The sequence below is a fragment of the uncultured Frigoribacterium sp. genome (assembly GCF_963515265.1).
Lineage (GTDB): Bacteria > Actinomycetota > Actinomycetes > Actinomycetales > Microbacteriaceae > Frigoribacterium.
Genome location: NZ_CAUPYL010000059.1, coordinates 1 through 13203 on the forward strand (window position 1 = coordinate 1; position 13203 = coordinate 13203).

12 protein-coding genes and 1 pseudogene are annotated in these 13203 nt (G+C 72.5%); all 13 read right to left on the minus strand.

All coding sequences use genetic code 11. The features are described 5' to 3' along the window. Window positions 1–259: 259 nt before the first annotated feature. Window positions 260–1042, minus strand: a pseudogene (locus RWM17_RS07095) (pseudouridine synthase); the annotation flags it as partial. Then, window positions 1032–1658 (minus strand): SMC-Scp complex subunit ScpB, encoded by a 627-nt coding sequence (gene scpB, locus RWM17_RS07100; RefSeq protein ID WP_314102298.1) that lies wholly within the window; start codon window positions 1656–1658, stop codon window positions 1032–1034. The gene scpB and the pseudogene RWM17_RS07095, both read right to left, overlap by 11 nt. Continuing rightward, on the minus strand, window positions 1648–2505 hold the full coding sequence (locus tag RWM17_RS07105) for a segregation and condensation protein A (RefSeq protein ID WP_399540237.1): 858 nt from the start codon (window positions 2503–2505) through the stop codon (window positions 1648–1650). Before RWM17_RS07105 ends, scpB begins: the two co-directional genes overlap by 11 nt. Next, window positions 2489–3388 carry a ParA family protein gene (locus RWM17_RS07110; RefSeq protein WP_123545324.1) on the minus strand — a complete coding sequence of 300 codons (900 nt, stop codon included), beginning with the start codon at window positions 3386–3388 and terminating at the stop codon, window positions 2489–2491. The genes RWM17_RS07105 and RWM17_RS07110 overlap by 17 nt, the downstream gene beginning before the upstream one ends. Before the next feature lie 106 nt (window positions 3389–3494). Beyond that, on the minus strand, window positions 3495–4406 hold the full coding sequence (locus tag RWM17_RS07115) for a site-specific tyrosine recombinase XerD (RefSeq protein ID WP_314102299.1): 912 nt from the start codon (window positions 4404–4406) through the stop codon (window positions 3495–3497). A gap of 30 nt (window positions 4407–4436) precedes the next feature. Beyond that, on the minus strand, window positions 4437–5009 hold the full coding sequence (locus RWM17_RS07120; RefSeq protein WP_314102300.1) for an NUDIX hydrolase: 573 nt from the start codon (window positions 5007–5009) through the stop codon (window positions 4437–4439). 3 nt (window positions 5010–5012) lie between these two features. Next, a complete protein-coding gene (locus RWM17_RS07125) occupies window positions 5013–6779 on the minus strand; it encodes a CTP synthase (protein WP_314102301.1) in 1767 nt (588 codons plus the stop codon). A 140-nt stretch (window positions 6780–6919) separates the two neighbouring features. Then, complete coding sequence (gene recN / locus RWM17_RS07130) at window positions 6920–8629, minus strand: DNA repair protein RecN (RefSeq protein ID WP_314102302.1); 1710 nt, start codon at window positions 8627–8629, stop codon at window positions 6920–6922. Further along, window positions 8626–9549, minus strand: a complete 924-nt coding sequence (locus RWM17_RS07135) for an NAD kinase (RefSeq protein ID WP_314102314.1) — start codon at window positions 9547–9549, stop codon at window positions 8626–8628. Before RWM17_RS07135 ends, recN begins: the two co-directional genes overlap by 4 nt. 5 nt (window positions 9550–9554) lie before the next feature. After that, on the minus strand, window positions 9555–10412 hold the full coding sequence (locus RWM17_RS07140) for a TlyA family RNA methyltransferase (RefSeq protein ID WP_314102304.1): 858 nt from the start codon (window positions 10410–10412) through the stop codon (window positions 9555–9557). Next, window positions 10409–10624, minus strand: coding sequence for a hypothetical protein (locus RWM17_RS07145; RefSeq protein WP_314102306.1), 216 nt, complete (start codon window positions 10622–10624; stop codon window positions 10409–10411). Before RWM17_RS07145 ends, RWM17_RS07140 begins: the two co-directional genes overlap by 4 nt. 1 nt (window position 10625) lies before the next feature. Continuing rightward, window positions 10626–11630 carry an HAD-IIA family hydrolase gene (locus RWM17_RS07150; RefSeq protein ID WP_314102308.1) on the minus strand — a complete coding sequence of 335 codons (1005 nt, stop codon included), beginning with the start codon at window positions 11628–11630 and terminating at the stop codon, window positions 10626–10628. Further along, complete coding sequence (locus RWM17_RS07155; protein ID WP_314102310.1) at window positions 11623–12441, minus strand: hypothetical protein; 819 nt, start codon at window positions 12439–12441, stop codon at window positions 11623–11625. Before RWM17_RS07155 ends, RWM17_RS07150 begins: the two co-directional genes overlap by 8 nt. Between the last annotated feature and the right edge of the window lie 762 nt (window positions 12442–13203).

Consider the following 13203-nt stretch of genomic DNA (forward strand, 5'->3'; position numbering starts at 1 on the left):
CTGCCTGCTCGCGCCGCACCTCCGCGCGTCGCGACACCGGGGCGTCGCCCTTGCCGACGCCGGCACGCGGGCCGGCACCGGGCACGCGGCGACGGGCGTCGCGGGCGTCGGTCTCGGGGTCGTACTCGTCGTCGTCCTCGTCGTAGAACTCCTTCTCGACCTCGTCCGCGTCGAGGGCGACCTCGACCACGTCGGCCTCGTCGACCGGCGCGTCGCCGCTCTCGATCGTGGGGACGGAGTCGACCTTCGGCGACGGCGAGGCGTCGCGCGCGATCGTGAGGATGGCGCCGAGCTCGGTCTTGTTCAGCGAGCGCACGTGGCCCGCCTTGAGGGTGCCGAGGTGCAGCGGGCCGAAGGAGCGGCGCACGAGGTCGATGACGGGGTGGCCCACCTCCTCCATCATGCGCCGGACGATGCGGTTGCGCCCCGAGTGCAGGGTGATCTCGACCAGGGACGAGTCGGCGGAGCGCGACAGGCCCGCGCCTCCTGCGACGACGGTCGCGCGGTCGGCGGCGATCGGGCCGTCCTCGAGGTCGACGCCGGCGAGCAGCTGCGCCAGGACGGCGGGCGTGACGACGCCACGCACCTTGGCGATGTAGGTCTTGGTGACACCGAACGAGGGGTGCGCGAGCACGTGGGCGAGCTCGCCGTCGTTCGTCAGCAGCAGCAGGCCGCTGGTCTCGACGTCGAGGCGGCCGACGTTGAACAGGCGCTCCTCGAAGTCCGAGGTGAACTGCCGCAGGTCGGGGCGGTCGGCCTCGTCGCTCATGGTGCTGACGACGCCGACGGGCTTGTTCAGCATCACGTAGCGACGAGTCGTGTCGAGCTGGACCGCGGCGCCGTCGACGACCACCTTGTCCCTCTCGGGGTCGATGCGGCGACCGGCCTCGGTGACGACCTTGCCGTTGACGGTGACGCGGCCGGCGGCGATCAGGTCCTCGGAGACGCGGCGCGAGGCGACGCCCGCGGCGGCCATGACCTTCTGCAGGCGCTCGCCCGTGGGCAGGTCGTCGTCGTGGGTGGTGGTGGGGTCAGATGACATCGTCGAATCCTCCGGATCCGTCAGGGAGGAGCGGGGAGATCAGCGGGAGCTCGTCGAGCGAGGCGATGCCGAGGTGGGTCAACAGGAGGTCCGTCGTTTCGTAGGTGAGGGCGCCGGTCTCGGGGTCGGTGGACGACTCCGTGACCAGGCCGCGACCCAGCAGCGTGCGGACGACCGAGTCGACGTTCACCGCGCGGATCTGCGCGATGCTGCTGCGGGTGATGGGTTGCTTGTAGGCGATGACCGCCAGCGTCTCGAGAGCCGCCTGCGACAGTCTGGACGGGTTCTCCGTCAGCACGAAATCGCGCACGACGGGGTCCAGCTCCTCCCGGACGTAGAAACGCCAGCCGCCGCCGACCTCGCGCAGCTCGAAGCCGCGCCGGGGCGTGCCGTCGACGCCGTCGAAGTCGGCGACCAGGTCGGCCACCGCACGGCGCACCTCCGCGGCCGGTCGCCCCACGGCCGCGGCGAGCGAGAGCAGCGACTGCGGCTCGTCGGCGACCAGCAGCACGGCCTCGAGGGCCCGGGCGGTCGCCCGGTCGTCGTCGGCACGGCCGCCCGGCCCGTCGTCGACGGCGCTGCGAGCCGAGGAGGCGGTCGTCGCGTCAGCCGTCATAGTCGGCCCCCAGCGAGTCCAGCGCCTCGTCGGTCCAGTGCTCGGCCACCCAGCGCACGCTGAGCTCGCCGAGCGGCTCGACCTGCTCGAACGCCAGCGATCCGTGCCGGTAGAGCTCGAGGAGCGCGAGGAACCGCGCGACGACGACGCCTTTCTGGTCGACGTCGGCCACGAGCTCGCGGAACGTGGCGACCCCGGCGCGGCGCAGCACCGCGACGACCCAGGCGGCCTGCTCCCGGATGCTCACGAGCGGGGCGTGCAGGTGGTCGAGGCCGACGGTCGGCACGGCCTGCGGAGTGAGGGCGAAGGCGGCGAGCGCTGCGAAGTCGTCGGGCGTGAGCGTCCACACCAGCTCGGGCGTCGTGACCCGGTACTTCTCCTCCAGCCGCACGGTGCGGGGGTGGCGACGGGACTCGACCGCGCCGCGCTCGGCGAACCACTCGGCCGCCTGCTTAAAGGCGCGGTACTGCAGCAGCCGGGCGAAGAGCAGGTCGCGCGCCTCGAGCAGGGCGACGTCCTCCGCGTCGACGAGCTCGCCCTGGGGCAGCAGGCCGGCGACCTTGAGGTCGAGCAGGGTCGCGGCGACGACGATGAACTGGCTGGCCTGGTCGAGGTCCTCGTCGGTGTCGACGGTGCGCAGGTAGGCGATGAACTCGTCGGTCACGGCGCTCAGCGCCACCTCGGTGACGTCCATCTCGCGCTTGCCGATGAGGGTCAGCAGCAGGTCGAACGGGCCACTGAAGTTGTCGAGCACGACCTCGAACCCCCGCGCGGACGCACCGGCTGCGGGATCGGGAGCGCCGCTCGGGTCGGCGACGACGACGGGGGCCTCAGGCTGCGGCACCACGCGCGATCAGCTCTCGGGCCAGCTGGCGATAGGCCTGCGCCGCCGGGTGCTCGGGGGCGAACTGGGTGATGGGGATGCCGGCGACGGACGCGTCGGGGAACTTCACGGTGCGGCCGATGACGGTCTCGAGCACCTCGTCGCCGAACGCGTCGACTACCCGCTCGAGAACCTCGCGGCTGTGCAGGGTGCGCGAGTCGAACATCGTCGGCAGGATGCCGTCGAGGGTGATGGCGGGGTTCAGCCGGTCGCGGACCTTCTCGATCGTCTCGACGAGCAGGGCCACGCCGCGCAGGGCGAAGAACTCGCACTCGAGCGGGATGAGCACGCCGTGCGCCGCGGTGAGGGCGTTGACGGTCAGGAGGCCGAGCGAGGGCTGGCAGTCGATCAGGATGACGTCGTACTCGGCGCTCACCTGGCGGATGATGCGGGCGAGGATCTGCTCGCGGGCCACCTCGTTGACGAGGTGCACCTCGGCGGCGGAGAGGTCGATGTTCGCCGGCATGACGTCGAGGTCGTGCACGCGGGTCGGCACGATCACGTCGTGCGCATCTTTGACGGATCCGATCATGAGGTCGTAGATCGTGGGCTGGTCGTGCGCCTGCACGCCGAGCCCCGCGGTGAGGGCGCCCTGAGGGTCGAAGTCGATGGCGAGCACGCGACGGCCGTACTCGGCGAACGCGGCGCCGAGGTTGATGGTGGTAGTGGTCTTGCCGACGCCGCCCTTCTGGTTGCAGAGGGTGATGATGCGCGCGGGGCCGTGGCCGTCGAGTCGCTCGGGGACGGCGAACTCGGTGCGCGGGCGACCGGTGGGACCGTTCGCGGGGACGGTCGCCGGAGCGCTCTCGAAGAGGGCGGGCGTGCTCGAGGTCGACTTGGTGCTCACACGTCGATGGTACCGGCGGCCCCCTGCCCGGCCGGGCTGACGCGCCCGTCCCGCAGGCAGGAAGCCTCATGCGGCGGATGAAGGTAGTGCCTGGTCAGGAGGCAGGTCAGAGGGCCCGCGGGTGGGCCGTGACGTACATGTCCCGCAGGGCGTCCGCCGTCACGAGCGTGTAGATCTGCGTCGTCGCGACGGACGAGTGCCCGAGCAGCTCCTGCACCACCCGCACGTCGGCGCCGCCCCCGAGCAGGTGGGTCGCGAACGAGTGCCGCAGCGTGTGCGGCGAGACCTCGACGTCGAGCTCCGCCCGCTCGGCCGCGGCCTGGATGACGAGCCAGGCGCTCTGCCGCGAGAGGCGCGCACCCCGCGCGCCGAGGAACAACGCGGGCGTCGCGTCGCCGCGCGCCGAGAACTCGGGCCGGCCTCGCACGAGCCACGCGTCGAGTGCGCGCCGCGCGAAGCTGCCCACGGGCACGATCCGCTGCTTGCCGCCCTTGCCGAACAGCCGCACGACGTCTCCCCCGTCGATGACGTCGTCGACGTTGAGCGCCACGGCCTCGCTCACGCGGGCGCCCGTCGCGTAGAGCAGCTCGAGCAGCGCCTTGTCGCGCACGCGAGCGGGCTCGTCGCCGTCGGTGGCGGCCAGCAGGGCCTCGACCTGGGCGACCGAGATGGCCTTGGGCAGGCGCGAGGGCAGCTTCGGCGGCCGGACGCCGGCCGCGACGTCGACGGCGACCAGCCCCTCCTCGTGCAGGAACCTGTGGAGGCCCCGCACCGACGAGAGCACCCTGGCCACGCTGGAGGCGCGCAGCGGGTCGTCCGCACGGGTCGCCAGGGCGGCGGGGAACGCCGCGACGTCCGCGGGCGCGACCTCCTCGACGGAGGCGCGCCCCGCCTCCTCGAGGTGCGCCGCCCAGAGCACGAGGTCACGCCGGTACGCGGCCGTGGTGTTCGGGGACAGGCCGCGCTCGACCGTGACGTGCCTCAGGTAGCGGGCCACCGCCTCCTCGATCGAGGTCATCGTGCGCTCGTCCCGACCGCCGCCGCGTCGTCAGCGGCGGGCGGCGACGGTCGCGGCCAGGGCCGCGATGCTGAGGATGGAGTTGTGCAGGCGCCCCGCCAGCACGCCGTCGACGATCTCGTCGAGGGCGACCCAGCGCTTCTCGATGTCGGCCTCCTCGTCGGTGCGGTCGAACGCCGAGTCGGTCGCGCTGACGCCGGTCGCCCGGTAGACGGTGACGAGCTCGTCGTTGCCGCCGGGGCTCGTGTGGAACGAGACGAGCTCGTCCCAGTCGGTCGCCTGGAGGTCGGCCTCCTCGGCCAGCTCGCGCTTGGCCGCGTCGAGTTTCGACTCGCCCTCGGCGTCGAGCAGGCCGGCGGGCAGCTCCCAGTCGCGGGTGCGGATCGGGTGCCGGTACTGCTTGATCACCAGCACGCGGTCGTGCTCGTCGACCGCGAGCACCGCCACGGCACCGGTGTGCGCGACGTACTCGCGCGTCATCGGCGAGCCGTTGTAGTCGACGACGTCGCGGACGACGTTCCAGACGGCACCCTCGAACACCGTCTCGGAGGAGGTGACGGTCGGGTCGGCGGGCTCGTCCCGCAGCAGCTCGGAGTCGGCCACGGCTCAGGACCGCCCGGGAGCTGCGGCCTCGGCCGCGCCGTCGGTCGAGTCCACGGCCGCGGCGACCGCGTCGGCACGGGTCTCGCCCGCGTCGTCGCTCGCGTCCTCGTCGGCGAACAGGCGGCTCGAGTTCTGACGCTCGAGCGAGGCCCCGACGAGGCCGCTGAACAGCGGGTGCGCGCGGTTCGGGCGCGACCGCAGCTCGGGGTGCGCCTGGGTGCCGATGTAGAACGGGTGCTCAGCGCGGTCGAGCTCGACGTACTCGACGAGGGTGCCGTCGGGCGAGGTGCCCGAGAACACGAGGCCGGCGTCGGCGATCTGCTGGCGGTACTGGTTCGAGACCTCGTAGCGGTGGCGGTGGCGCTCGTCGACCAGCTCGGAGCCGTACAGCTCGGCCGCGAGCGAGCCCGGCTGCAGGGCGGCCGGGTAGAGGCCGAGGCGCATGGTGCCGCCCAGGTCGCCGTCGGCGATGATGTCGACCTGCTCGGCCATCGTCGCGATGACGGGGAACTCGGTGTCGGGGTCGAACTCGGACGAGGAGGCGCCGGCCAGGCCCGCCTTGTCCCGCGCGTACTCGATGACCATGCACTGCAGGCCGAGGCAGAGGCCGAGCGTCGGGATGCCGTTCTCGCGGGCGAACTTCAGGGCGCCGAGCTTGCCCTCGATGCCGCGGATGCCGAAGCCGCCGGGCACGCAGATGCCGTCGACCTGCGAGAGGGCCGCTGCGGCGCCCTCGGGCGTCTCGCAGTCGTCCGACGGGATCCAGACGAGCTTCGCCTTGGCCTGGTGCGCGAAGGCGCCCGCACGGAGGGCCTCGGTGACCGACAGGTAGGCGTCGGGCAGGTCGATGTACTTCCCGACGAGGCCGATGGTGACCTCGTGCTTCGGCTGGTGCACCGCGTCGAGCACGGTCTGCCAGCCGGACCAGTCGACCTCGCCCGCCTTCTCGGCCAGGCCGAGGTGGCGGATGATGTACGAGTCGAGGCCCTGCTCGTTGAGCATCGAGGGGATGTCGTAGATGCTCGCGACGTCCTTCGCGTTGACGACCGCATCTTCGTCGACGTCGCACATCAGGGCGATCTTGCGCTTGTTCGCTTCGCTGACGGGGCGGTCGCTGCGCAGCACGAGGGCGTCCGGCTGGATGCCGATCGAGCGGAGCGCCGCGACCGAGTGCTGCGTCGGCTTGGTCTTCTGCTCGCCCGAGGCGCCCATGTAGGGCACGAGCGAGACGTGCACGAAGAAGACGTTGTTCCGCCCGAGCTCGTGGCGGACCTGACGAGCCGACTCGATGAACGGCTGGCTCTCGATGTCGCCGACGGTGCCGCCGACCTCGGTGATGATCACGTCGGGGGCCACGTCGCCCTCGGCCTGCTGGCGCATGCGCCGCTTGATCTCGTCGGTGATGTGAGGGATGACCTGGACGGTGTCGCCGAGGTACTCGCCGCGCCGCTCCTTCGCGATGACGGTCGAGTAGACCTGGCCCGTCGTCACGTTGGCGGCCTGGTCGAGGTCGATGTCGAGGAACCGCTCGTAATGCCCGATGTCGAGGTCGGTCTCGGCCCCGTCGTCGGTGACGAACACCTCGCCGTGCTGGAACGGGTTCATCGTGCCCGGGTCGACGTTCAGGTAGGGGTCGAGCTTCTGCATGACCACGCGCAGACCGCGCGCCGTGAGCAGGTTGCCGAGGCTGGCGGCCGTCAGGCCTTTGCCGAGCGACGACACGACGCCGCCGGTGACGAAGATGTGCTTGGTGACACTGTGCTTCGTCACGCTGGAGTTGCTGCGACCCGCAGAAGGAGACTCAGAAGGCCCACCTCCGTCGATCGAGGAGGAATCAAGGCCCGAGTTCTCAACGTTCACCACGGGATTCCATCCTATGTCACGCGGGGCCGGTCAGCCACCGCTGCCTGTTACGAGTGTGTGACGGCGCGGCCGGTCGCCGCGAGCTCGAGCAGCTCGCGGGCGTGGTCGAGTCCGCTCGCGCTGTCGGGCAGCCCCGAGAGCAGCCGGGCCATCTCGGCGACCCGCTCGTCGCCCTCCAGCTGCTGCACGCTGCTCGCGGTGACCTCGCCCGACGCGTCCTTCACGACGCGGAGGTGGTTCGTCGCGAACGCGGCGACCTGGGCGAGGTGGGTCACGACGATGACCTGGGCGCGCTCGGACAGCGCGGCGAGCCGGCGACCGATCTCGATCGCGGCCGACCCGCCGACGCCGGCGTCGACCTCGTCGAAGACGAAGGTCGGCACGTTGCTCGACCCGGCCATGACGACCTCGAGGGCGAGCATGACGCGCGAGAGCTCGCCTCCCGAGGCGCCCTTGCCGAGCGGCCGGGGCTCGCTGCCGCGGTGCGGGCGCAGCAGCAGCGACACGACGTCGGCACCGGTGCTGCCGAGCTCATCGCGCGGCGTGACCTCGACGACGATCTCGGCACCGGCCATGGCGAGCGCGGACAGCTCGGCGCTGACGCGCTCGGACAGGTCGGCGCCGGAGGCGCGGCGCAGGTCGCTGAGGACCCCGGCCCTGGTCTCGGCCTCGGCCCGGAACTGCGCCACCTCGTCGTCGAGCGAGGCGAGCCGGTCGTCGTCGCCGTCGAGCTCGACCAGGCGCCTGCTGCCCTCGTCGAGCAGCCGCAGCACGTCGTCGAGGCCCGGACCGTGCTTGCGCAGCAGCGACGACAGCTCGGCGCGACGGGTCTGGACCGCCTCGAGGTCGCCCGCCGCGTCCGCGTCGAGGCCGCCGAGGTAGCTCGACAGCCGTGACGAGGACTCGGACACCTGCACGCTGACCTCGGCCAGCAGGTCGGCGATCGGCGCGAGCGCGGGGTCGTGCGGGGCGACGCGCTCGACCTGCCGACGCGCCTCCTCGACGAGCGAGATGACGTCGCGGGTGCCGTCGACGGCGTCGGTGGAGAGGATCTCGTGGGCGAGTCCGGCGGCGAGCCGGAGGTCTTCCGAGTTGCTGAGCCGGTCGGCCGTCGCGTCCAGCTCGTCGAGCTCGCCGGCCACGGGAGCCGCCGCCTCGATCTCGTCGATGGCGGCGCGCAGCGCGTCGGCCTCGGCACGCCGCTCGTCGCGGTCGCGGGTGATCTCGGCGAGCTCGTCACGGGCGGCCGTCCAGGCCTCGAAGGCGGCCCGGTAGGAGGCGGCGGCCGCGGCCAGGGGCGCACCTCCGTGGGCGTCCACCGCCGCCCGCTGCGCCTGCGCCGACTTGAGGCGGATCTGCTCGGACTGCCCGTGCACGACCACGAGGTGGTCGGCGAGGTCGCCCAGCACGCCGATCGGGGCGGATCGACCGCCCACGACGGCCCGGCTGCGGCCCTCGGCCGAGACGACGCGGCTGAGGAAGAGCTCGCCGTCGTCGACGTCTCCCCCGGCGTCGCGGACGCGCTCGACGACGGAACCGTCGGCCGGGACGACCCACCGGCCGTCGACGACCGCCTGGGCGCTGCCCGAGCGGACGATGCCGCTCTCGGCGCGCTGGCCGAGCAGCAGGCCGAGAGCGGTGACGACCATGGTCTTGCCGGCGCCGGTCTCGCCGGTGACCGCCGTGAAGCCCGGCCCGAGGGGCAGGGTGGCGCGGCCGATGACGCCGAGGTCGCGGATCGCGATCTCCTCGATCACGACGCGTCTCCCTGGTCGGGGCCGCGCCAGCCGGTCACGGGGAGCTTGAACTTGGCGACGAGGCGGTCGGTGAACGGCCCCTGTCGCAGGCGGGCCAGCAGCACGGGCTGGTCCGAGCGGGTGCACTCGACGCGTGCGCCGGGCGGCAGGTCGTGCTCACGACGTCCGTCGCACCAGAGGATGCCGCGGCCGTCGGTGCGGCTCATCACCTCGACGGCGAGCGTCGAGTCGGGGCCGACGACCAGCGGACGGGCGAAGAGGGCGTGCGCGCTCAGCGGCACGAGGAGCAGCGCCTGCACCTCGGGCCAGACGACGGGCCCGCCGGCGGAGAACGAGTAGGCGGTCGACCCGGTGGGCGTCGACATGACCACCCCGTCGCAGCCGAACGACGAGAGGGGGCGCCCGTCGACCTCGATGACGACCTCGAGCATCCGCTCGCGCGACGCCTTCTCGACGGTCGCCTCGTTCATCGCCCAGGTGCGCCAGACGACCTCGGAGCCCTCGACGACACGCACGTCGAGGGCGAAGCGCTCCTCGACGTCGTAGTCGCGCGCGACGACGCGCGACACGGCGTAGGCCATCTCGTCACGCTCGCTCTCGGCCAGGAACCCGACGTGGCCGAGGTTCACCCCGACGATCGGCGCCCGCGTGCCGCGGACGAGCTCGGCGGCCCGGAGGATGGTGCCGTCGCCGCCCAGGACGATGACGCACTCGAGCGTGTCGAGCGCGACGTCCTCGCCGAGGATGTCGACCGGCTCGATGTCGGGCGCCGCCGTCTTGATGTCGTCCCACTCGTCGCGCGAGAGGACAGGCACCACGCCCGCGGTGACGAGGAGGCCGCAGACCTCGAGGGCGGCGTCGAGCGAGTCGCGTCGCCCGGTGTGGGAGACGACGAGGATGTGCCGTGCCGTCGTGTCGATCTGTCTCACGCTCCCGTCGTGCTCTCGGACCTGCCGAGCCATTCTGTCGGATTCGACCCGTGGCGAGCCGAGAACCGCACGACGTACTCCTTGTTGCCCGCCGTCCCGACGATCGGTGAGGGGATGATCCCCGCCGTGCCGAGGCCGAGGTCGTGGGCCGCCCAGAGGACTCCGGTGACGGCCTCGTTCCGCAGGCGGGCGTCGTGCACGACGCCCTCTCGGATGCCCTGCCGCCCCACCTCGAACTGCGGCTTCACGAGCAGGACGAAGTCGCTCTCCACAGGCACGCTGGCGACCAGCGCAGGCAGCACCATCGTGAGCGAGATGAACGACAGGTCGGCGACGACGAGGTCGATCGAGGAGGCGCGGTCGCTGAGGCCCCCCAGCTGGTCGGCCTCGAGGTAGCGCGCGTTCACGCCCTCGACCACCGTGACGCGCCGGTCGCTGCGGAGCGACGGCGACAGCTGGCCGTGACCGACGTCGAGCCCGATCACGTGCTCCGCGCCCCGCTCCAGCAGCACCTGCGTGAAGCCGCCGGTGGACGCGCCCACGTCGAGGGCGGTGCGACCGCGGGGGTCGACGTCGAAGGCGTCGAGCGCCGCGAGGAGCTTGTGCGCAGCCCGGCTCACGTAGTGGTCGAGGCCGGCGACCTCGACGCTGTCCGACTCGACCACGCGGGTCGACGCCTTGACGACGCCCGATCCGTTCACCGTGACGAGGCCGTCGGCGAGGAGGCGGGCGGCGTGCGTGCGGGAGCGAGCCAGCCCCCGAGACGCGAGCGCCGCGTCGAGACGCTGACCGGACCGCTCCGCCTGCTCGGCAGACGAACCGCTCTCCTCCGGCTCCTCGATGCGGACGGTCATCGACCACCCGGGCTGTCGTCGGCATCGTCGGTGCCCTGGTCCGTGCCCTCGAGCGCGACCCGCAGCTCGTCGTGCACGGCGCCGAACGCGACGGCACGCTGGTCGAGAGGGAGGGCCTCGATCGTCCGGAGGCGTCCTGCCAGCTCGGCCGTCGCCTCCTCGTCGGACGTCGTGTCGACGGTTCCCGGCTCCTGCTGCATGGTGTCGTCCACCCTACTCACCGGGGTGCAGGGCAGGGTCGATGTCGAGGCCGTAGATCGCCCGGCCGGTGCCCCAGACGGCGTGCGCCCCGGCGCGCAGCAGGTCGACGGGGTCGTCACCGGCCGAGAGGACCCGGACGACTCCGGCCCGCACGGCGACGCGGGCGCCGCGCACGGTGACCACGTGCACGTCGTCCTCGTCGTGCTCGACGATCTCCGGGTACGGCTGGCTCAGCTCGCGCAGGTCGCCGACGATGAAGTCGGGCCGGGATCCCCTCTCGGCCGCGAGCACCTGCTTCGCGCCGTCGATGCCGGTCAGCACGAGGACGGAGACGAGCCCGGCCCGGCGCGCGCCGAGGATGTCGGTGTCGAGCCGGTCGCCGATGAACATCGCGGTCGTGGCGCCGAAGCGCTCGACGGCCGCGGTGAAGATCGGCGTCTCGGGCTTGCCCGCGGTCACGGGCAGTCGCCCGACCGCCGTGTGCACGGCGCTCACGAGCGTGCCGTTGCCGGGCGCGGTGCCGCGCTCCTGCGGGATGGTCCAGTCGGTGTTCGTGGCGATCCACGGGATGTCCGCCGCGAGGGCGAACGAGGCCTCGGCCAGGTCGGCCCAGCCCACCTCGGGGCTGAACCCCTGGACGACCGCAGCGGGCTGGTCGTCCGCCGACCGCGTGACCCGGAACCCCTCGGCCTCGAGCACTGAGGTGAGGCCGTCGCCGCCGACGACGAGGACGGTCGAGCCGGCCGGCACCGCGTCGACGAGGAGGCGCACGGCCGCCTGCGGGGAGGTCACGACGTCGTCCGCGGTCACCTGCAGCCCGTAGCCGCTCAGCTGCGCGGCCACCGTGGCCGCGGTGCGCGAGGCGTTGTTCGTGATGTAGCCGACCCGGTGCGTCTCCGCGGCCGCGGTGAGGCTCTCGACGGCGTGGTCGATCGCGACGGACCCTCGGTACACGACCCCGTCGAGGTCAGCGAGGACGGTGTCGACGCCGTCGAGGGGCGCGGGGCCGTCAGCCACGGTGCTCGGTCTCCGCGTCCGTGTCGAGCGCGTCGTCGGAAGCGGGCTCCTCACCGGGAGCAAGCTCCTCCTCGGACGCGGGCTCCTCCTCGGACGCGGGCTCCTCCTCCGCAGCAGATGCCTCGCCTGTCTCGGGCTCGTCGTCGGCCGCAGGCTCCTCGAGCGGCACGGACTCGTCCTCGGCGTCCCACGACTCGTCGAGCTCGAGCTCCTCCTCGACGACCTCGACGGTCTCGCGGTCGTCGTCGCCGTGGTGAGCCTCGAGCGCCGCGTCGGCCCGCTCGGCCAGCGTGCGCCACTCCTCGGCGTCGCGTTCGCGACCGAGGTCCTCGAGGACGGTGGCGTAGGCGTCGAACAACGCCGGGCTGTACTCGAACGCACGCCGGCGGTCGAGCTGCGGGATCTCGAGCTCGCCGAGCGCCGCGTCGGGCTGCCCGAGGTCGAGGCGAGCACCGCTCATCGCGATGGCCAGCGAGACCCGCACGGCCGGCGCGAGGGTGGAGACGTCGACCGAGCGCCCCAGCTCGAGCGCGCGCTCGGGACGGCCCAGCCCGCGCTCGCTGTCCACCATCAACGGCAACTGGTCGTCACGACCGGTGATGCGCCGGTACGTCCGCAGCTCGCGGAGCGTCAGCGCGTAGTCCCCGACCGTGTACGCCGTGATCGCGATCGTCTCGCGGACGACGCCGATGCGACCCGCACGGCGACCGGCCGAGAGCGCGTGCTTGTGCGCCTCCTCCGGCTCCTCCTCGATCAGGCGGCCCGCCATGACGAGGTGCTTGGCCACCCAGTCCGCGTTCTCCTTGCTCAACGTCTTCAGCTCGCCGCGGGCGACCTTGTCCAGGTCACGGGGCTCGACGTCGTCGGGGACGTGAGCGACCTCCTGGGCCGGCCGGACCGACTTCAGGCCGTAGGGATCGCGGTCCTCAGGCGTCTCACGGTTCCCCTGGTAACCGCTCGAAGGACGTCCACCGGTGGAGGGACGTCCACCACCCGCCGACGGTCGACCGCCCCCACCGTTGGACGGACGCCCACCACTCGAGGGACGACCGGAACCGGTCGAGGGACGACCGCCGGTCGAGCCAGCACGACCGCCAGACGTGGGACCGCCTCGACGGTCTCCTCCGTCCTGAGGCCGACCCGAGGAGGCGCGGTCCCCGTACGCAGGACGCTCACCGCGCTGGGGCCGGTCGCTCCGGGCCCCGCGATCCCCGTTCGACGGACGACCCGACGGCCGCTCCCCCCGTGCACCGCCGTCACGTCCGGAGGACGCATCTCGTCGGGGTCGGTCGGGTCGGTCGTCGTCGCGGTCGCTCACGGAGATGCTCCTCGTTCTGTCGTGCAGGCAGCTGTTGTGTTGTGGGGGCTCATGCCCCGGAAGTCGATCGGCCAGGACGAGAGGTGCCCGCCGCGGCCGAGGTACGAGACTACCAACGGATGGGCTCACGGCGAGCCACCTATCCGTGCCGACGGTCGGGTTAAACAAGAAGAGCCCCTCCAGTGGAGGGGCTCTTCTACTAAAAGGAGTCCGGCGGTGTCCTACTCTCCCACAAGGTCCCCCTTGCAGTACCAT